Source organism: Tenacibaculum todarodis, assembly GCF_001889045.1.
GTDB lineage: Bacteria > Bacteroidota > Bacteroidia > Flavobacteriales > Flavobacteriaceae > Polaribacter > Polaribacter todarodis.
In genome coordinates this window covers 183,378-204,860 of sequence record NZ_CP018155.1, presented here as the reverse complement: position 1 = coordinate 204,860, position 21,483 = coordinate 183,378, and the positions used below count along the sequence as shown (strand labels likewise).

Sequence of the window (21,483 nt, the reverse complement as noted above, 5' to 3'; positions counted from 1 at the left end):
TTTATTCTTCTATTAAATTAATTATAGACTGATGAATTTTCCCCCCCACATTAGAACCGTATAATTCTTTATTAAAACTTAAAGCAGATTTATCAAACTTAACATAAGCATCCATTATTTTTTCTGGATTACTTCCAGTTAGATCCGCAAAACCATGTTCCACTAACTCAATCCATTCTGTTTCTTCTCTTGCTATAATACAGTGTTTTTTATTAAAAAACGCCTCTTTTTGTAGTCCACCACTATCTGTAACAACCATTTTACAGTTCTTTAATAAAACTAACATATCAAAATATCCAACAGGATTTATAAAAGTAATTTTAGGCTGTAAATTATATTTGTCTAGAACTTTTTTTGTTCTTGGATGCAAAGGTAAAACAACAGTCTTTTCTTTATGAATCTCCTCTAAAGCAGAAAATATATCTTTTAGTTTATTGATATCATCTGTATTTTCTTGTCGATGAATTGTTGCTAAAACAAATTCGTTTTTTTGCAAATTTTCATCTTCCATTATAGCTGATTTTTCTGCTGCCATTTCACTATAATATTCAACAGCATCTTTCATAATATCGCCATGTTTTTCAATACAACTTGGCAAATTATTAAATCCTTCTTTTTCTAAATTTTTAATTGCAGTATCTGTTGGACAACTTAATAAATCAGAAATTCTATCCGTTAAAATTCTATTAACCTCTTCAGGCATTTGCATATTATAAGAACGCAAACCCGCTTCTATATGCACAACTTTTATCTGTAATTTCTTTGCTGCTAAAGCCCCAGCGATTGTAGAGTTAGTATCTCCATAAACCACGACAGCATCTGGCTTTTCGGTTAGTAAAATTTCTTCAATCTTTTCAAGCATTTTGCCAGTCATAGCTCCATGACTAAGACTATTTACATTAAGGTTGTATTTTGGTTTAGGAATATTCATTTCATTGAAGAAAATAGCACTCATATTTTCATCAAAATGTTGACCTGTATGTATAATAACCTCTTCAATAGACTTATATTTTTCTATAATTCTACTTAAAACAGCTCCTTTTACAAACTGAGGTCTTGCTCCTAAAATAGTTACTATTTTTTTCAAACCTTATTTACTACGTCTTTAATTACTATTGACAATTGTTCCGTTAAATTCTTACGATGAAATTGTTCAATATTACTCGATTCTATAGTTAAATCTCCATTTTTATAAGCAGAATATAATCTTAAAATCGTTAATTTTAATTGGTCTTTATTTTCAAAATCAACAGTACTACCTGAATTAGTAGAATTTAAAACTTCCGCTAAATCTCCATCTTCTGGTCCAATTGCTAAAATAGGTCTTTTAGCTTGTAAATACTCAAATATTTTTCCTGTTAAAATACCTTTTGCACTTGGCACATTATTTATAGCTAGCAATAAAACTTGCGATTTCCGTTGATATTCTTTTACTTCATTATGAGGTAAATAATCGATTTTTACAATATTTTTAAGTTGATATCCTTCTAAAGATTCATCAATTTCAGAAGCTATTTTACCAATTAATTTTATTTCTAAATCTTGTTCAAACTCCTTATTTTCTTTACATAAATCTGATAAAACCTTCCATAAAACTAGAGGGTTTCTATCAGCATTCATCATTCCAATATGCGTTATTGAGAATTTTTTATCTAATGCAACCTCTTTTATTTCATTTAATTCGGAATCAAATCCGTTTGTAATGACATGAATATTATCAGAAAAGTTTTTATAATTCTCTTTCATTGTTTTACCAACAACTAAAACAGCATCAGAGTTTTTTAAAACTTCTTGCTCTAGTTGATGATGTTTGGCTCTAGCTTTTTCTGATAATGGTAATTGATGAAAATAATCGATATCTGTCCAAGGATCTCTAAAATCTGAAATCCATTTTACACCTAATTCTTTTTTTAATTGAAGACCAATTAAATGTAAACTGTGTGGCGGACCTGTTGTTATTACAACATCTATATTATTTTTTGAAAGATAGTTTTTTAAGAATTTAACCGAAGGTTTTACCCAGAATTTACGTGCATCTGGAATAAAATAATTTGCTCTTATTTTTTGTAAAATTGAACCAACAAAACTCGGATTTGGATTTAAAAAACCCGCACTTTGTTTACTATCTTTTTTAAATAATGATAAAATGCTATTTGGTTCCCAAATTGGTAGTTTTAGAATTTCAATATTTTCAGGAATATCCTTTTCTAAGGATACATCTTTAATAGGATACTGTGCATTCTCAGGAACATAAACAATAGGTTCAATATCAAAATTTTGTAAATATTTTACAAACTTCAACCAACGCTGCACACCGCTTCCTCCTGCTGGAGGCCAATAATATGTAATAATTAAGGCTTTCAATTCTTAAGGTTATCGTATAACTCTATTAACTTCTTTGATGTTTGTTCCCAAGAAAACTCTTCTTTCACAAACCTCTCTCCGTTTTCACCTAAACTTGTTCTTAAGTTTTCGTCATTATAAAAAGTTATGACTTTTTCAGCAAAATCTACTTCATCTTTTTCTAAATGCACTAAACCACAATTATTTTCTTCAACAATTTTCTTCTGTGCAATTGCATCACTCACCAACAATGGTTTAGCAAAACTCATATACTGAAAAATTTTATTAGCATACGCAACATCATGTTGCTTGTTTCTATGCAAAGGTGAAATACAAACCGAACTCGACATAATATAACTTGGAAATAAAGATACATTTTTCCAACCTTCAAAATCTACAAATTGTTCAACTTTTAAATCTGCAACTTGCTTTTTTAAAATTGGATCTGTTGTGTTTTTACCAACAACTACCAATTTAATATTTTTAATTTTATCTTTTAATAACGGAATTGCGCTAATTGCGGTTTGTAAACCTCTTCGCAGATGAGTATCTCCAACATATAAAATAACAAAATCAGTTTTATACTTATTAAGAATTGATTCTTCAATTTTAGCATCCTCAAAAAACGATTTCCGAATTGTATTTGGCACTAAAACGAATTTACTTGAAGCCGAAGGAATTCTATTTTCCAAGCTGTCTATAAATTCTGGAGAAACAGAAATAACTTTGTCTGCATTTTTAATAAACTCCTCCTCTTTTTGCTTCCATTTTTTAGGTGAAATAATATATTTTCCTGGAAATTTCTGCAAATGCGGATACAATTTCATCACTTCAGGCATATTATCATGCAAATCTAAAACAATAGGTAATTTGTATTTTTTATTCGCTTTAAAAACAGATTTTGCAATTCTTATATCATGGATATGCAATGCTTCTATCTTATTTTGTTGAATAAAATCCGCTATTTTTGGTTGCATAAAAAACCGATAAAAAGAAACTGTGTACGCTAATGCAGATAATTTATATTCCAGCTTATTAGAGTTATAACGCTTTACTTCTATTCCATTTATAATTTCTTCTGAAGGTTCATTTCCATAAGTTAAACAAAACAACAATACCGAATGACCATGTTTTATCAATTCAATAGCTTCGTTTTCCACCCTTGGATCTGGCGGAAAATTACTATCTAAAATCATTCCTATTCTCATTATTGCTTTCTTTTTTCAAAGAAAAACCAACCAATTGGAACTAATAATAACAACGCGTACGAAATTAAAGAAATGGTATTTCCTGTTTTAATAACAGTAGGTTCAAACTTAAATTCTATGGTATGATTTCCTGCTGGAACAACCATTCCACGAAGCACATAATTAACTTGATAATGTGGCGTTAATTTCCCATCAACATAGGCATTCCAACCATTTTTATAATAGATTTCTGAAAAAACCGCAAACTGTTCTTGGCTTGCTTTCGATTCATACGTTAAGGTATTAACATCATATTTTATTAAGCTTATAGTTGCGGTTGAATCTTTTTCAAAAAATGATTTCCCAACCAAATCACCTTTAATTACAGCTTGGTTTTTCGTTTGTAAACTATCCAACGCTTGCATTTCTTCATTAGTAGAGTTTACAATTTTTAAATTCTGAACAAACCATGCATTTCCATTTACATCTGGATTAAATTGCACTTGATCTGCGCCAACAATAAAGTATTTAGTATTTAACATATTTAATACTTCCATGTTATTTTTGGCTATTTGATAATCAAACAACTCTTGATAACGTCCCATTTTTGCAGCATGATAACCACCAATTGATTGATGGAAATACGATGTTCTACCGTCGTTTAATGGATTTACTGTAAAATTAGCAACTCTATAATGTGTTTTATCTTCTAAAATCTGCTTGTCTGCTTCTGACGCTGTAAATGGTTTTAAAACTTTTCTTGCTGCAGTAAAATCGTCTTTATTTACATAATTTATATCAACCGAAACTAAATCAAATAAAATTAAAGCGCCCAAAACCAATATTACTGGCAACTGCTTTATTTTGTTTTTTAAGAAAAACCATAGCAATCCTGCTGATAAAACAATTAAAACTAATGAACGTAAGCTGTCATTAAATAACATTGATTTTCTATCAGAAATTAAAGCATCAATCAATTCTGGTAATTCTGCATATTGTGAATCTCTTAAACCTTCAAAAGCAAACAAACTTGACCCAAAGAGCATAAAAAACAATGCAATTCCACCTCCAACATATAATGCTTTTTTAAGCGCACTTCCCTTTTCTTCTGAAGAAATTTCTGATGAGAAAAAGTTTCTAAGTGCTAAAACTCCTAATAAAGGAACACATAATTCTGCAATTACTTGTATGGATGAAACCGCTCTAAACTTGTTATAAAGAGGGATATAATCAATAAAAAAGTTAGTGATTCCAGCAAAATTCTTCCCCCAACTTAATAGAATCGAAAAAATAGTTGCTGCTACTAACCAGTATTTTAATTTTCCGCGAACTAGAAAAATTCCGAGAAAAAATAAGAAGAAAATTATAGCTCCAATATAAGCTGGCGCTTCTACTATTGGTTGATTTCCCCAATACGTAAAAACTTGTTCGGAATAATCTCTAGCTGTTTTTGTTCCTGCTTTTGCTTTTAATGTTTGATAAAACTCAGAACTTTCTCCTAATTCTTCAATAGTTCCTCCTCCCATAAAACGAGGAATCATTAAATTAAATGTTTCTGCAATTCCGTAGCTGTATTCAGTAATATAAGCTTTATCTAAACCTTTGGATGCTTCTTTTTTACTTCCATCTGGGTTTATTGTTAACTCGGATTTTCCACGAGTACTATAATCTGCATATTCTTTCATAGAAAGCAAACGGGTTGCATTTACGCTAATTCCTAAACACATTGCGGCAACAATTATTGCAGCTTGTTTGGCAAAAGTTTTTATCGCTTTTTTCTTTATTGCTTCAACAAACTCCACAACACCTAAAATCAACAAACAAAACCCCATATAATAGGTCATTTGTGGGTGATTTGCATAAATTTCTAGCGCCATTGCTAAACCAACAATTACAAATCCGAGTAAATATCTTTTTTGAAAAACATATAAAACACCTGCAATTACAGCTGGTATATAAGCTATTGCATGCGCCTTAGCATTATGTCCAGCTCCAAAAATTATAATTAAATAAGTTGAAAATCCAAAGGACAATGCTCCTAGAATTGCCAATTTCCATTCAACTTTTAAAGCTGTTAATAGTAGAAAAAATCCGAAGAAATATAGAAAAACATAATCTGCTGGTCTTGGTAAAAAGCGTAATAGTTTATCTATTGATCGTATAAAATCATTAGGAAAGTAAGTACTTACCTGATATGCTGGCATTCCGCTAAAAGCACTTCCTGTCCAATAAGGTTCTTTATCATTGTGCTTTAACCTGTAATCTTTTATTTCTTTTGCCATTCCAGAGAACTGTGTAATGTCGCTCTGTTTAATTTTTTTTCCGCTTAAAACTGGGTTAAAATAAATTAAAGAAGCAATTACAAAAACTGTAACAGCTATAAAATAAGGTACTAGTTTTTTAAAATCCATAATTAATCAACTTCCTCAAAATCAACATACTCACCAACATCATTACTGCTTTGTTGATTTTTCTGTGGATTTTTATCAATTATTGTTTCTCCTTCTTTTACAATTGGTTGTGTTTTCTTACCTCCGAATTGTTGTTCTGCTTTTTGTTGCATTTTCTCTGCCATTTTCTTCATTAAAAATGGTGCAAATAATCTGGCTAAATATTTAAATGCAATGTAAATAAGTAGTATTATAAATAGTGTTTTCAAATCTTAATCTTATAAAATAATTCTTTCAAAAGTAACAATTTGAGCGCAATTTAAACGTTAAGAAGTTACAAAACTTACATTGTAGAATGCTTTTTTTTAATGTATGTTTGTAAAGCTTCAAAATTTTGAACTCATTATGGTAAAAAAAGGTTGGTTATTATTAATTATTTGTTTTTCGTTAACAATTCAGGCACAATACACTGAAGTTATAAACTCTAACAGACCAGGATTTTCTGAAAGTCCTTATAGTGTTGGAACAGGTGTTTACCAATTAGAATCGACATTATTTTACCGAAAAGCAGATCCAGTTCCTTTGTTTAGTAATCCAGAAGCAATGGGTGTAAATTTACTTTTTAGAACAAGCTTTTTTTTAGATAAACTAGAGCTAAATGTAAATACAACTTTCGAAAAAGATAAAATTGCTTTCAAAAATGTTTTTGAATCTTCTTATAATGAAACAGGTATAAGTCAGCTAACATTGGGCGCTAAATATCTTGTTTATCAACCTACTTATGCCGATAAATCTAAAGAAATTAGAAGCTGGAAAAAGCGTATGGCTTTTGATTGGAAAAGAGTAATTCCTGCTGTAGCAGTGTATGCTGGAGCAAATTTTGGAAGCGTATTAACAGATTATCATAACCGTGGTGGAATAACACCAAAAGCCGGAGTTTTATTACAAAATCAATTTTCTCATAAATTTAATTTAGTAACTAATTTTTATTACGATTACATTGGAAGTGATTTACCAGAGTTTTCTCATATTGTAACAGCAACCTACAATTTTGACGATTATTGGTCTGGTTTTGTTGAACATCAGGCATTGTATAACGATGTAGAAAGCAAAAGTAATTTAGGTGTTGGAGCGGCATATTTATTCAGTAAAAATTTACAATTTAACGCATCAGCAAGAGGAACTTTTCAAGAAAATGTTACTGGTTTTTATGGTAGTTTAGGGGTTTCTTATCGAATTGACAGACATCAAGATGGTTTTATTGAAATTGATGAATTTGGAAATGAAATTAAAAGAGATAACACTACTGAGTTTGGTGCTAAAAAAGGATTCTTTGGCCGTTTATTTAATGGTTTTGGTTTATTTTCTAAGAAAAATAAAACGACAACAAGTTCTAAAACTGATGGAACAAGAGATAGACCTACAAGACAACGTAAAAAAGCTGTAACAAAAAAAGAGAAAAAAGGCGGATTTTTCTCAAACTTATTTGGAAAGAAAAAGAAAAAAGATGAAACCGAAGAAGAAAAGCTAGAAAGAGAAGTAAAAGAACTCGAAAAACAAATTAAGAAAGACGAGAAAAAAGCTAAAAAAGAAGCCAGAAAAAATAAAAAGAAAAACGGTTAATACCATTAAATGATAACCTTAAAAGAAATAACTACAAGAAAGGAAATGAAACAATTTGTTACGTTTCCTTTTTCACTATATAAAGATAATAAATATTGGGTTCCACCAATAATAAAAGACGAAATAGCAAACTTTGACAAAACTAAAAATCCTGTATTTGAAAATGCAGATGCTCGTTTTTTTATTGCTATAAAAAACAAAAAAATAGTTGGTAGAGTTGTTGCAATTATCAATAACTACGAAATTGAACAACAAGGCATTAAAAAAATGCGTTTCGGTTGGTTTGATGTTATTGATGACATTGAAGTTTCAAAAATTTTATTAGAAAAAGTAAAAGAAATTGGCCATCAAAACAATTTAAAATTTGTTGAAGGTCCAATTGGCTTCAATAACTTAGATAAAACTGGTGTTTTAACTGAAGGTTTTGATCATATTGGCACAATGATTACTTGGTACAACCATCCATATTATAAAGATCATTTAGAAAAACTTGGCTTTATAAAAGAGAAAGAATATCTAGAGAATAAGTTTAAATTTAATAATGTTGATGGCGTTTATTTTAACCGAATTAGCAACATTATTAAAAAAAGATATGAGTTAACGGCATTAGATTTCACTAAGACAAAAGACATTATGCCTTATGTAGATGAAATGTTTGAAGTCTTTAGCGCCGCTTACTCTAAACTATCAACTTTTGTCCCAATATCAGATTCTCAAATTGCATTTTTCAAAAAGAAATACATCAGTTTTATAAACCCTGAGTATATTAAATTTGTTGTAGACAGAAATAATAAACTAGTTGCTTTTGCCATTGTAATGCCTTCGTTTTCTGAAGCGCTACAAAAAGCAAAAGGCAAATTATTTCCTTTTGGCCTTTTTCATTTATTAAGAGCAAGAAAAAAAGCTAAAGACGTAACTTTTTACTTAATTGGTGTGCATCCAGAATATCAAAACAAAGGTGTACATGCAATTATTTTTGACCAATACACTAAAACATTTGCTCCTTTAGGAATTGAAAACTGTATTAGAACTCCAGAATTAAAAGACAATGAAGCTATTCATAAATTATGGAAAGATTTTAATCCAGAAACACACAAAAGACGTAGAACCTATAGATTAAATTTATAATGCAACTTTTTTATAATTCAGACATAAATGAGGCAACTCAACAATTAACCTTCTCTAAAGAAGAAAGCAGACACATTGTTAGAGTTTTAAGAAAAAAAGAACGTGATATTTTACATATTACAAACGGAAAAGGTTTTTTATTTTCTGCTGAAATTAGCATTGCTAGTGACAAAAAATGCATTGCTACTATTGTAAATACTGAAACTAAGTCAAAACCATGGAACTACTACTTACACATTGCCATTGCACCAACTAAAAACAACGACCGTCTAGAATGGTTTTTAGAAAAAGCTACTGAAATTGGTATCGATGAAATAACGCCAATTATTTGTCAAAACTCAGAAAGAAGAGTTGTTAAATTAGAACGATTAGAAAAAATTGTACAATCTGCTATGAAACAATCGTTAAAATTCACTTTACCCAAACTAAATGAACCTATTAAATTTAACGATTTTATCAATCAAAATTCTGATGAAACAATGTGTATTGCTCATTGTGAAGAAGGAGAGAAAAAATTATTAAAAGACACCGTAAAACCTTCAGAAAAAACTATAATTCTCATTGGACCTGAAGGAGATTTTTCTTCAGAAGAAATAAAAAGGTCTTTAGAAAAAAAACTACAACCTATTTCACTGGGAGAAAGCCGATTACGAACAGAAACTGCTGGCTTAGTTGCTGTTCAAACAATTTCTTTAATAAACCAATAAGAATAAATTGTATATTGCACCTTGAAAAAGAACTTTAAAATTGCATATAACAACCCTATTCAACCACTTCTTAATAGTAAGTGCTATACTTGGTATAAGTTATAGTATTGCCCTACACTTTTCCAAAATAGGAAGAGTAAAAAGTATGGTTTACCTAAGCCTTACTATACTTTCCATTTCTTTAAATAATTTACAATCTTGGATTTTAGCAAAAGAGTTATTCCAACATAAATTTATGCTGGACTATATTCAAGTGCCTTGGCATTTTTTATTTGCACCTTTTTTCTATATGTTTTTAATACATTATTTAGAAATTGTAGATAAATCAATAAAAATTATACGGATAATATTACCACTATTTTTCTTAGCAATACTATTACAAATTTCTTTTATTCTAATCTACTCTGGAACTTCAAACATTGAAAAACTTAACTTTTTGTATGAAAAATACACTTCTATTGAAGAAATTTTTAGTTTTATAATATCTATAGGAGTTTTTGGATACTCATTTTATGTTTTATATAAGAAGGAAAACTTGTTTCCTAAAATTCTATCATTTGATAATTTACGTTGGATTTATCTGTTTTTTGTTATTGGAGCATTAGGCTATCTACTTTGGTTTGCAGCTTTAGCAATAAAAGTAAAAATGAATTTTACTGGGTTTATTTTTTCCTATTATCCTTTAAGAGTTTACACTACTTTATTAATTTTCTGGTTAGGTTATCAATCAATTAAACAATATAGTTTACTAAAAGAAAGGAGAAGTTTAAGAGCAATTTTAAGAACAACCGATACAACTAAAGAAACCACCTCTATTGAAGATAAATACGATGAAGAATTTACAATAATTCATAACTATATTTTATCCAATAAAAAGTTTACAGAAAGTAAAATTACTCGAGAAATATTAGCTGAAGAACTTGGCATGAGTAAAAGTAAATTCTCTGCAATTATGAATTCTAGTGCACAAAAATCATTTACAGAATACATGAATGAATTGCGGGTAGAACAAGCCAAAAAACTTCTTACTGACAGTAATTACAATCAATATACAATTACTGCCGTTGGCCTAGAATCTGGTTTTAAATCAAGATCTACATTTTACACGGTCTTTAAAAAACACACTGGAAAGACTCCTGCTGAATTTAGAGCTAAAAAATAATACACGTTATTTTAATGTGAAATTTGTCCGAAAACGTCCAATTTGGACGTTTTCGGACATCTATATTTAAAATTATCCTTAAATTTGATGTAGATAAAATAATTAGAAAAGCTGAAGGGGTTTAAATTTTCGATTATAATATCTAAATAACGCGTTGAGGAATTTCTCAAATATGAAAAAGGAGAGTTTTGCGCAAAACACCATTTGCTATGATGGTGTTTTTTTATGCCCTAAAATTACTATATTGCTTCATATATAAAAAAACGTTGTAGACGTTTAGTTAAAATTTATGAATACTAAAATTTAATATGCGCTTTATTTTCACTTTCCTTTTACTCTTATCAACATACATAATTAACGCACAAGAAGTTGCAATTTTAAAATATAATGGTGGTGGAGATTGGTATTCAAATCCTACTGCGCTTCCAAATTTAATTGCTTTTACCAATACAAATTGTAAAACATTAATTAACAAAAATATACAAACTGTTTCTGCGGAAGATGAAGATATTTTTAATTACCCAATATTATTTTTAACTGGACATGGTAATGTTTTCTTTTCTGATGATGAATCACAAAACTTAAAAAACTATCTTATTTCTGGTGGTTTCCTTCATATTTCTGATAATTATGGATTAGACAAATACATTAGAAGAGAACTGAAAAAGGTTTTTCCGAAATTAGAATTACAAGAAATACCAAGCAGTCACCCTATTTATAATCAGACTTTTTCATTTCCAAACGGATTACCAAAAATACACGAACACAATAAACAACCTCCACAAGGTTTTGGTTTATTTTACGAAGGACGATTAATTGTCTTTTACGATTACGAAACTGATTTAAGTGATGGTTGGGAAGATGCTGTTGTACACAATAATCCTAAAGAAGTAAGAGAAAAGGCTTTAAAAATGGGCGCAAATATTATAGAATATGCTTTTAAAAACTAATCCGACAATAAATATAGACGATATTAAAATTAATTTTGATTCCGAAGGTCTTTGGTTATTAAATATAGCAATTGCTATTATTATGTTTGGAGTTGCATTAGGCATAAAAATTGACGATTTTAAACGCCTTTTTAAAAATCCTAAAATTGTTTTTGTCGGTGTATTATCTCAGTTTATATTATTGCCTGCAGCAACATTTTTGGCAATATTAATTATTCAACCTCACCCTAGTTTTGCTTTAGGAATGATGATGATAGCGGCTTGTCCTGGTGGAAATGTTTCTAATTTCTTTAGTAAAATGGCTGGTGGAAATGCAGCTTTATCTGTAAGCTTAACGGCTTTTGCAACACTTATCTGCATTTTTATGACTCCGATAAATTTACATTTTTGGGGAAGTTTGTACGAACCTACTAATGCAATATTAAAAACGGTTGAATTAAATCCGTTTGAGTTATTTAAATTAGTTTCGTTAATTCTTGGAATTCCTTTAATAGTTGGTATGCTTATAAAACATTACCATAATGAAATGGCTGAAAAAATTGAAAAAGTTTTAAAACCACTTTCAATGACCGTTTTTATTTTATTAATTGTAATAGCATTTTCACAGAATTTAGACATTTTCACTAACCATATTCATCATGTTTTATTCTTGGTTATTTTTCATAACATCTTTGCTTATATTTTAGGGTTTTCAACTGCCAAAATATTTAGACTTAATAAAGCTGATTCTAAAACAATAGCTATTGAAACCGGAATTCAAAATGGCGGATTAGGCTTATTATTAATCTTTGGTTTTTTTGAAGGTTTAGGCGGAATGGCTTTACTTGCAGCTTTTTGGGGCATTTGGGATGTTTTTTCAGGAATGGTTTTAGCAACCTATTGGGGAAGAAAAAGCAGTAAGCAGTAAGCAGTAAGCAGTAAGCAGTAAGCAGTAAGCAGTAAGCAAAAATGAAAAACATATTTTACTTCTTTGTTAAAACAGTTATTTCTGTCGGGTTATTTTTTTACACTAAAAGAATAATTGTTAAAGGCGAAAAAAACATTCCAAAAAAGGGTGCTATTTTGTTTATGGCTAATCATCCAAATGCTTTAATTGACCCATTAATAATAGCTACTTCCACCAAAAGAAAAACTCATTTTTTAGTTCGTGCTGCAGTTTTTAAAAAAACTATAATTGCTAAAATATTTGGTTTGTTAGGCATGATGCCAATTTACAGAATTAGAGATGGTTTAAAAGAAATTTCTAAAAATGATGCTATTTTTGAACAGTGTGTAAGCTTATTTAAAAGCAAGAAAGCAATACTTATTTTTCCTGAAGGAAGTCATAATATAAAAAGAACCATTAGACCTTTAAGCAAAGGTTTTACGAGGATTCTATTTAGAGCACTTGACAAACATAAAGATTTGGAAATACATATTGTTCCTATTGGATTAACTTACCAAAACGAATCTATTTTACCCACAAAAGTCGCAGTTAATATTGGAAAGCCAATATTAACGAGCTCTTTTTATAACCCTAACGAGATTAACAACTCAGTAAATAAACTTAAAGAACAAGTTTCTAACCAATTAAAAGAATTAAGTGCACATATAGATGCTGAAAATTACGAAGAAACAGTCACTAAACTAAATGCTGCTCAAGTTGATTTTACAGATACTGAAACTGTAAATTGGATTGTAAAAAAGAAAACATTTCCGCCAATTGAAAAGCCTAAAAGGGAATTTAAATTTATAAAACTATTGCTTATTATTAATAGTATTTTCGCTTATATTATTTGGAAAAAAACGGCTAAAAAAATACCTGAAATTGAGTTTGTAGATACCTTTCGGTTTGGCTTAAATTTAGTTTTAATTCCGTTTTTTTATAGCTTACAGGCTTTAATTATTTCTTATTTATTCGGAAATAAAATTGGCGTTATCTATTTTTTAACTTCATTAATTCTAGTGCTGATTTATACGAAATTATCTCCAACAAATACAGAAAGTTAGCAAACTAACTTAGCCCTGATTGAAGCGGCATCCTTTTTTGTTTTTCTCAAAAAAGATATAGCGGAAAGCAGGAAATAGCTTCTAACAATTAAACTACGCCAAACGAAAGACAAAATAACAAAACAACTATTTTATAATAGCGTCTTGAATTACTTGTTGGATTTTGGTTCGCATATTACTTCTTACCAAACCTCGATTATCCATGTTTGGATATACTCGATTTGATAGGAAAACATAGACAATTCCGCTTTGTGGATCTGCCCAAGTATAAGTTCCTGTAAAACCACTATGACCAAAACTTTCTTCGGAAACACAACCACAAGTTGCCTTAACTTTTGGATTTAATTGCGGCTTATCGAAACCTAAGCCTCTACGAACTTTTTTGTCCTGAAAATAACGCTTATTAAACTTTTCTACCGTTTCAGGATACAGGTATTGTCTGCCTCCATATTCGCCTTTTTGCAAGTACATTTGCATAATCTTGGCAACATCATTAGCATTTGCAAATAAACCCGCGTGACCGCCAACTCCACCTTGCATTGCTGCGCCCATATCATGCACGTAACCTTGCAATAATTGATTGCGATAATAAGTGTCTTTTTCTGTTGGAATAATTTCTGATTTTCTAAATTTTTCTAAAGGTAAATAAGAGGTTCTATTTGCTCCTAAAGATTGATAAAACTCTTCATCTACCAAAGTATTTAATGGTTTATGATATGTATCTTCTAATGCTTTCTTGAATAAATAATATCCTAAATCGCTATATTTATAACGCTTGCTTTCTCTTTGATCTGCATCTTTTATATATTTATAAATACTGTCTTGGTAGCTTTTATTCATATATAAATTCTGAGCTATCTTAATTTGATATTTATCTGATTTTTTCTTGCTATAAAATTTTGATAAATTTCTACCCGTTACACTATCTTGAGTGCCTTTATAGAATGGAATCCATGCTTTTAAGCGTCCAAAATGCGACAAGATTTCTTTTACAGTTACTTTTTCTTTATTTGAGTTTTTAAAAGAAGGTAATATATCTTTTAAACTTGCCGACAATGGTAAAACCTGCTCCTCTTCTGCTTTCATAATTAAAGGTAGGGAAGCCAATATTTTTGTTAGGGAAGCCAAATCATACACATCGGAATTTTTTACTTTTAGCTTTTTACTATGCGTGTGGTATCCGAAACTTTTATTGTAAATAACTTTTCCATGACGAGCCACCAAAACCTGAACTCCAGGAGCCATTTTTTGCTTTAAAATTGTATCGACTCTTTTATCTATTCCTTCTAAAACCAAAGAAGACATACCAACATCTTCTGGCGTAGAGTATTCAAATCTTTTTAAACTATAGGCTAACAAACCATGCCCTTCTCCAAACTCATTCTTTATTGAAACCGGTAATTTTCCGTTTACATCTAAAGCTCCAAAAATTGCTTGCGCAGAAAGTTCTTGTGCCAATTTACTGTTTTGATAAGAAACCAATAAACCTTCAATATTAGTAAATGATTTAACTTGTAATAAACTGTATGGACTTGCAAAAACATCTAAAATAACATTTTTTTCTCGTGCAATTTCTTGCAACCAAACTAGTTCTTTGTTTGTGAATTTATATCCTTTCCAAGGATGGTCATTAGATTTATGAAAACCAATAATTACTAAATTGTATTTTTCTAATTTTTGTTGAAGAGTTGCTAAGTTTTTATCTGAAACCACATCAACTTTTGCATAATTCTGCAACATATTTACAAAATGAGTTCCTTTAGAATCTCCCATTGAAACATAAGCAATTTTACGTTTTTCTAAATTTCTAACCGGAATATCTCCGTTTGTGTTTTTTAGAATGGTAATAGAATTTTTAATCAATTTTCTATGTAAAACCTCATCTTTTGGAGCATTTAAATCAGCTTGTAAATTGTCTTCTGAAACTGGTTTATACTTATTTAAACCAACTAAATACTTTGCTCTTAATATTTTACGAACAGAATGCTCTAATCTTTCTTCGGTTAGCATTCCGTTTTTAAGTGCATTTTTCATCAATTTTACAGAACCTGGAACATCTTGCGGAATTAACAACATGTCGTTTCCTGCAAGTATTGCGGCTAAATCTATTTCTGCTGAAGTAGAATAATTTGCAGCGCCTTTCATGTTTAATCCGTCGGTTATAACCAACCCTAAAAAACCTAACTTTTCTTGTAATAACTTTGTGGTTACGTTATAAGAAAGTGATGTAGGTAAAGCAGGATCTTGCTCTAAACTAGGAATACTTAAATGCGCTGTCATAACACTTGCTACACCTGCATCAAACATTCTTTTGTATGGATACAATTCTATTGAATCTAAACGTTCTTTTGTAAAGTTTAAAACTGGTAAAGTATGATGAGAATCTGACGCTGTATCTCCATGTCCAGGAAAGTGTTTTGCATTTGCAAGCACACCAGCTTGTTGCATTCCACGAGTAAAGGCAATTGCTTTTTGGGTTACATTCTCTTTGCTTTCTCCAAAAGAACGATTACCAATAATTGGGTTTTCTGGATTTATATTCACATCTACAACAGGCGCAAAATTCATGTGAATTCCTAATCGCTTACAATGCTCTCCTATTCGTTTACCAAATTCTTCAACCAGATTATTATCTCTAATTGCGCCTAAAGTCATGTTCCAAGGAAATTTATATACGTTTTTTAAACGCATATCTAAACCCCATTCTCCATCAAAACCAATCATTAACGGAACTTTAGATAGTTCTTGATATTTATTATTCAGTTTTGCTTGTTTTTCTGGCGTTCCTTGCATAAAAATTAAATTACCAACATGATATTTCTCAATCATATTTGTAATAGTTTTTTCATGCTTAGCATCTAAATTAGAATAAGCTTGTACCATAAATAGTTGACCAATTTTTTCTTCAACAGTCATGTTATTTATAATACTATCTACCCAAATTTGTTGCGCAGCTGCATCAGTTGCTCTTAACGGATCTACACTTTGTGCTTGCGCACTTAATAAGAAAACGTTGAATAAAAATAAAAGGAATATTCTTTTTTGCATAGTTGTTTTTAATTCAATTTTTATACCAAAAAGCGTTTGTGCCAACTTTCTTTTGCTGGAACTTCCCATTTAGTTTCAAAATCTTCTTTTGTATTTACCATGTTGTTAAAAACAATGGTTTCAGCATTTATTTTTTTATCTTTTGCATATTGCTGAAAATCAGTTAATTTCACAATATTTATATTATCGTTATCTTTAAATGATACGTTTAATTTGTTCATTAAATCTAACTGCAATTCTTTTTCTAATTCCTGTACAAATTTAACTGAAGAATCTATAGAACAACCAGAAACATTGTTAAATCCTTCATCTACTGCCAACACTAAAAATTGATTGTATTTTATAGTAAATGATCCTTTTAAATCGTCTCCATGACGCGTCCATTGGTCTATAAACAACAACGCTTTTGCACTTATGTGTTCTATTTCTTCTATTTGAAATTCTCTATCTGCTTGGTAAATCCAAACGCGTGAGTTATCTGGTAAATTTTTATATTCTGTGAACATTTTTTGAAATGTTTAATTGTTTAATTGTGTGTTTGTTTAAGTAGTCAGTTCTTTTATCTGATTTCGTTTTTTAACGAATATAATTCCATAAAAAACCAACGCTCCTTAATCATTTGTTAATTTAGAGTACTTTAACAATAGATTCCTGCCTGCGCAGGAATGACAAATTGTTTACCTCAAATTAAATTTTTGCTGTAACGCGTTCAACTTATCCTCATCACTCATGGTATCTTTTGGCGCAGACATTCTTTCTTTTATTTGTCTTAATACCTTTTTTGTGTACAATGGAAAATCTGCATTCTGAATCCAATTGTTATAACCTGGGTTTTCTTTTAACACCTCTTCTACTGTTCTTCCTTTGTACTTTCCGAAAGAAAAAATTTCTTGATCTTCTTCATTCATTAAAATAAAACCAGCAAAATCAGCTCTTTTTCCGTGAGTTGAAAATTCACTTAACGCATCAATACTATTTTCTATATCGTCGTATTTATCTAATTGCGCTAACAAAATTTCATAGGTTGCGTTGGTATCTGCTTCTGCTCCGTGCGCTCCTTCCAATTCTCTTCCGCAGTAAAATTGATAACCAGCACTTAATGTTCGTTGTTCTTTTTTGTGAAAGATTACTTGAACATCAACCGCTTTTCTGTTATTCATATCAAAATCGATTCCTGCTCGCATTAATTCTTCTGCTAACAAAGGAATATCGAATCTATTAGAATTGAAACCCGCTAAATCACAACCTTCAATCATTTTGCTAACTTCTGCAGCTAATTCTTTAAAAGTTGGTTCGGTAACTACTTTTTCGTTTGTAATTCCATGAATATCGATGGCTCCTTGCGGAATTTCAATTTCTGGATTTACCAACCACGTTTTACTTTCTTTATTTCCGTTTGGATGCACTTTTAAAATTGCAATTTCTACAATTCTATCGGTTGCAATACTTACTCCTGTAGTTTCTAAATCGAAAAATACGATTGGTTTTGTTAAGTTTAATTCCATATTTCTGTCATTCCTGCGTAGGCAGGAATCTATTTAATTTTTATTCTTATATTTTCTGAGATTCCTGCTTTCGCAGGAATGACAAACTTTATTCATTATTTAATTGTGCTTTAAATTCTTCTACTTGCGCTTGTATTTTTGCAGGTAACGTTGGTTCTTTAAAATTATATTTTTCCATTTCTTCTAATAATATTTCTGCTAAAATAAAACGCGCAGAAGGCTTATCATCTGCAGGAAGTACAAACCAAGGCGCATTTTCTTTAGAAGTTCTGTTTAGCAAATCCTCATAACAATCTTGGTATTTATCCCACAATTTACGCTCTTTTAAATCGCCTGCAGAAAACTTCCAATTCTTTTCTGGGATATTTAATCTACGCAATAATCTGTTTTTTTGTTCATCTTTAGATAAGTTTAAAAAGAACTTTAAAACAATAGTTCCGTTTGCGGCTAAATGATTTTCAAAATCATTTATTCTATCCATTCTATCATGGTAAAAAGCATCATCCAAATCGGCTAAACTTTTTACAGACGGAATATTTTCTCCAAAAATATACTCCGGATGCACTCTTGTTACCAATACATTTTCATAATGCGTTCTATTAAAAACTCCTACTTTTCCTTTTGCAGGAAGTGCAATGTAATGTCTCCATAAAAAATCGTGTTTTAATTCTAATTCCGTAGGAACTTTAAAACTATACACTTCTACTCCACGCGCATTAAATTGTTTAAAAACCTCACGTATTAAGCTATCTTTACCAGAAGTATCCATTCCTTGCAAGCAAACCAATACACTATATTTACCTTCCGCATACATAGCGTCTTGTAATTTTGCTAACTTTTTACGTGTCTTTTTTAGTTTCTTTTCTGCATCTTCAACCACTTCTTTTGTAACAGAATTTTTAAGTTGAATAGCGCCAGAAACTTTATATTTTGATAAATTCATTTAAATCTATAATTAAAACCTAAAGATAGAAAAAATACTTGTTTTTCTATTGATTTTTTCTTGGGTTTAATTGATATTTATTATCAGCTTTTCAACATTATTATAACTATTTTTCACACTTTTATTAAATGAATAAAACAGTAATAATACAAGGAAGCTCCAACAGTTTTGGCAACACTCATAAAGTAGTAAACTATTTAAACAAAGACAAAAAGTTTGATGTAATCGACTTAAAAACCAAAAACATTGGTGCGTTTGAATATGATTTTAGCAATGCAAATGATGATTTTTTACCATTGATGGAAAACATTATAGCAAACTATGACACTATTATTTTTGCAACACCGGTTTACTGGTACACAATGAGCGGAATGCTAAAAGATTTTTTCGACAGAATGTCTGATTTACTGCACTACAAAAAAGAGTTAGGAAGACAGTTACGTGGTAAAAATATGGCTATGCTTAGTAATTCTGCAGGAAACGATAGACGAAATGGTTTTGAAATGCCCTTTGTGGAAAGTGCAAAATACTTAGGAATGAATTATCTTGGAGATACGCACGCTTTTTTTAATGGAAAAGAGATTTCTGAAAATGCTAAAAAACAAATTAATGATTTTAGAAAGTTAATTTAGTTTGTTACTATTTTTATTTTTCAAAGAACGTTAATATGTTATATTTGTTTCCAATGAAAAATATTAAACTAATATTCTTTTTTACATTTATTTTTACTATCAACGCAGTTATTGGTCAAGAATCAGCGCAGATTCAACAAAAAATAAACCAATATATATCTCAGGCTAAATTAGATTCAGCTAAAATTTACATAAAAGCTAACTTAGATAAACTACCTAAAAAGCAAGATAAAAGTGCTTTAAATTATCAGTTGGTAAAGGTGCTTTTTATGCAATCTTCTTATAATGAAGCGTTAAAAATTGCTTTTAATTCGTTAGATACTATAAAAGATGAACAAAAAAGAGTCAATTTTAATTTTATGATTGGCGCAATTTATTCTGCAATTACAGATTATGACAAATCTATTGAATACTTTGATTTAGTAGTAAAACACAACAAAAACAATTCTTTATCAGTACAAACACATCTTTTACTATCTAGCCTTTATCAAAACAAAAAAGATTCAATTAATGCAAAAAACGCTATAATAGAAGCATACAAAATAACTAAAGACTCAGATTTAAATCCTATCACAAAAAATCATGTTGCCATGCAATATAATTTTTTTAACAAAAACTACGAGTTATGTAAAAAGTTAAACTTCCAAACTATTAGAGATACCGCAAGTTTTATAAATTCTAAAAGTTATGCGTACTCAATGATTGGAGATTGTTTAGTAAAACAAGACTCTTTATTAAAAGCTACAGCATACTTTAACGAGCATTTAAACCTTACTATAGAAACAAAAGACCCAGAACAGATTAAGGTGGCAGCGAATAAATTAATTGAAGTTTATGAAAATTTAGGTAATCAAGAAAAAGCTAATGCTTATCACAAAATATACAACGAGGCTATTAACGATTCCTTAAGTTTTTCAGCTGAAAAGTACAGAGAATTGTATAACGTTGAAAAAAAACGCGAATTGGTTAATGCTAAAAATAAAGATTTAAAAGAATATTTATTTTTTTGCATCATTTTAATAGCTTTAATTGCCTTCGGAATTTACTTTTATTTAAATAATAAGAAAACAAATAAAAAATTATCTAACTTACTTACAAAAGCACCAGGAAAAAAAATAGTAGTTAGTGAAAGTGAAATTGAAAAAATTGAGGTTGCATTAAAAGAATTAAAAGAAAAACAATTATTCTTAAAACCAAAGAGTACAAGAAAAACTGTTTGCTTAGAAAACGGCATAAAATCTGAACGTTATTTAAGTCATTATATTAACGAGAAGTATAACAAATCATTTTCTGTTTTTATAAATGATTTACGTATTGAATATGCTTACAATCGCATTCAAAAAGACAAAAAATTTAGAAATTATAAGATTGGTGAGATTGCCAGAGAGTCTGGTTTTGGGTCTAAAAAAAGTTTTGAACGCGCTTTCGTAGCTAAATACAGCGAAACACCTTACAAGTTCATCAGCAACTTAACCCACTAATTACATTACACTTATAGGAAGTCAATTCGAGAATTGACGCAACAAAAATATAAATCATTTCTTTTTAACAGCTCCCTAAGCTTCTCTTTTCTGTAGATTTGAGTTAAAAATAATGATGAAAAAAATCACTTTTTATCCTTTAATTCTTATAGTATTTTTTTGTTTTAAAATACAGGAACAAACTCCTTCTGAAAATAATGAATGTGTTAATGCTATAGAATTAACCTTAGAAGAATCTTTTTTTAGCCTTACACTTGAAGCTACAAACTCTCTAAAAACCGAAGTAGATTTTTCTGATTTAAAACCTGACTTTACACTAGTTAAAACACTCTCTAACAAATAGTTTAAAACCTTCAAGATTGTTGAAAACTAATAATTATATTAAAAACTAACTA

19 protein-coding genes are annotated in these 21,483 nt (G+C 29.7%); 10 read left to right on the top strand and 9 right to left on the bottom strand.

From position 1 onward, the window contains the following. Position 1: 1 nt before the first annotated feature. From wecB to LPB136_RS00960, 5 genes are read right to left on the bottom strand one after another with little or no spacing between them, the layout of a single operon-like run. Positions 2-1,087 (bottom strand): non-hydrolyzing UDP-N-acetylglucosamine 2-epimerase, encoded by a 1,086-nt coding sequence (gene wecB, locus LPB136_RS00980; protein WP_072554348.1) that lies wholly within the window; start codon positions 1,085-1,087, stop codon positions 2-4. Then, positions 1,084-2,364 (bottom strand): glycosyltransferase family 4 protein, encoded by a 1,281-nt coding sequence (locus LPB136_RS00975; RefSeq protein ID WP_072554347.1) that lies wholly within the window; start codon positions 2,362-2,364, stop codon positions 1,084-1,086. The genes wecB and LPB136_RS00975 overlap by 4 nt, the downstream gene beginning before the upstream one ends. Next, entirely contained in the window at positions 2,361-3,551 is a 1,191-nt protein-coding gene (locus tag LPB136_RS00970; protein ID WP_072554346.1) for a glycosyltransferase family 4 protein, read from the bottom strand. The genes LPB136_RS00975 and LPB136_RS00970 overlap by 4 nt, the downstream gene beginning before the upstream one ends. Then, complete coding sequence (locus LPB136_RS00965) at positions 3,551-5,941, bottom strand: YfhO family protein (protein WP_072554345.1); 2,391 nt, start codon at positions 5,939-5,941, stop codon at positions 3,551-3,553. The genes LPB136_RS00970 and LPB136_RS00965 overlap by 1 nt, the downstream gene beginning before the upstream one ends. A gap of 2 nt (positions 5,942-5,943) precedes the next feature. Then, positions 5,944-6,189 carry a DUF4834 family protein gene (locus tag LPB136_RS00960; RefSeq protein WP_072554344.1) on the bottom strand — a complete coding sequence of 82 codons (246 nt, stop codon included), beginning with the start codon at positions 6,187-6,189 and terminating at the stop codon, positions 5,944-5,946. 136 nt (positions 6,190-6,325) lie between these two features. Between LPB136_RS00960 and LPB136_RS00955 the strand changes: the two genes are divergently transcribed. From LPB136_RS00955 to LPB136_RS00925, 7 genes are all read left to right on the top strand, one after another. After that, positions 6,326-7,543, top strand: a complete 1,218-nt coding sequence (locus tag LPB136_RS00955; RefSeq protein WP_072554343.1) for a transporter — start codon at positions 6,326-6,328, stop codon at positions 7,541-7,543. Between the two features lie 9 nt (positions 7,544-7,552). Then, positions 7,553-8,671 (top strand): GTP cyclohydrolase, encoded by a 1,119-nt coding sequence (locus LPB136_RS00950; RefSeq protein ID WP_072554342.1) that lies wholly within the window; start codon positions 7,553-7,555, stop codon positions 8,669-8,671. After that, positions 8,671-9,378, top strand: coding sequence for a 16S rRNA (uracil(1498)-N(3))-methyltransferase (locus LPB136_RS00945; RefSeq protein ID WP_072554341.1), 708 nt, complete (start codon positions 8,671-8,673; stop codon positions 9,376-9,378). Before LPB136_RS00950 ends, LPB136_RS00945 begins: the two co-directional genes overlap by 1 nt. A gap of 145 nt (positions 9,379-9,523) precedes the next feature. Beyond that, on the top strand, positions 9,524-10,540 hold the full coding sequence (locus LPB136_RS00940) for a helix-turn-helix transcriptional regulator (RefSeq protein WP_072554340.1): 1,017 nt from the start codon (positions 9,524-9,526) through the stop codon (positions 10,538-10,540). Positions 10,541-10,848: 308 nt separating this feature from the next. Further along, positions 10,849-11,490 carry a DUF4159 domain-containing protein gene (locus LPB136_RS00935; RefSeq protein WP_072554339.1) on the top strand — a complete coding sequence of 214 codons (642 nt, stop codon included), beginning with the start codon at positions 10,849-10,851 and terminating at the stop codon, positions 11,488-11,490. After that, entirely contained in the window at positions 11,474-12,397 is a 924-nt protein-coding gene (locus LPB136_RS00930) for a bile acid:sodium symporter family protein (RefSeq protein ID WP_072554338.1), read from the top strand. The genes LPB136_RS00935 and LPB136_RS00930 overlap by 17 nt, the downstream gene beginning before the upstream one ends. A gap of 41 nt (positions 12,398-12,438) precedes the next feature. Then, positions 12,439-13,479, top strand: coding sequence for a lysophospholipid acyltransferase family protein (locus tag LPB136_RS00925; RefSeq protein WP_072554337.1), 1,041 nt, complete (start codon positions 12,439-12,441; stop codon positions 13,477-13,479). Positions 13,480-13,605: 126 nt separating this feature from the next. Here the strand turns inward: LPB136_RS00925 and LPB136_RS00920 are convergent, their stop codons facing one another. The 4 genes from LPB136_RS00920 to LPB136_RS00905 all read right to left on the bottom strand — a co-directional run bounded on the left by LPB136_RS00920 (position 13,606) and on the right by LPB136_RS00905 (position 18,975). Next, entirely contained in the window at positions 13,606-16,527 is a 2,922-nt protein-coding gene (locus LPB136_RS00920; RefSeq protein WP_072556864.1) for a glycoside hydrolase family 3 N-terminal domain-containing protein, read from the bottom strand. Between the two features lie 20 nt (positions 16,528-16,547). Beyond that, positions 16,548-17,033 (bottom strand): ABC transporter ATPase, encoded by a 486-nt coding sequence (locus LPB136_RS00915; RefSeq protein ID WP_072554336.1) that lies wholly within the window; start codon positions 17,031-17,033, stop codon positions 16,548-16,550. Positions 17,034-17,204: 171 nt separating this feature from the next. Beyond that, positions 17,205-18,032 carry a 3'-5' exonuclease gene (locus tag LPB136_RS00910; protein ID WP_072554335.1) on the bottom strand — a complete coding sequence of 276 codons (828 nt, stop codon included), beginning with the start codon at positions 18,030-18,032 and terminating at the stop codon, positions 17,205-17,207. An 88-nt stretch (positions 18,033-18,120) separates the two neighbouring features. Beyond that, positions 18,121-18,975: a PPK2 family polyphosphate kinase gene (locus LPB136_RS00905; RefSeq protein ID WP_072554334.1), complete on the bottom strand. Its 855-nt coding sequence runs from the start codon at positions 18,973-18,975 to the stop codon at positions 18,121-18,123. Positions 18,976-19,103: 128 nt separating this feature from the next. Between LPB136_RS00905 and LPB136_RS00900 the strand changes: the two genes are divergently transcribed. The 3 genes from LPB136_RS00900 (at position 19,104) to LPB136_RS00890 (ending at position 21,431) form a co-directional block, all read left to right on the top strand. Further along, positions 19,104-19,607, top strand: coding sequence for a flavodoxin family protein (locus tag LPB136_RS00900; protein WP_072554333.1), 504 nt, complete (start codon positions 19,104-19,106; stop codon positions 19,605-19,607). Positions 19,608-19,660: 53 nt separating this feature from the next. After that, positions 19,661-21,088, top strand: a complete 1,428-nt coding sequence (locus LPB136_RS00895) for a helix-turn-helix domain-containing protein (RefSeq protein WP_072554332.1) — start codon at positions 19,661-19,663, stop codon at positions 21,086-21,088. A gap of 112 nt (positions 21,089-21,200) precedes the next feature. Further along, positions 21,201-21,431, top strand: a complete 231-nt coding sequence (locus tag LPB136_RS00890; protein WP_158009580.1) for a hypothetical protein — start codon at positions 21,201-21,203, stop codon at positions 21,429-21,431. Positions 21,432-21,483 lie beyond the last annotated feature (52 nt).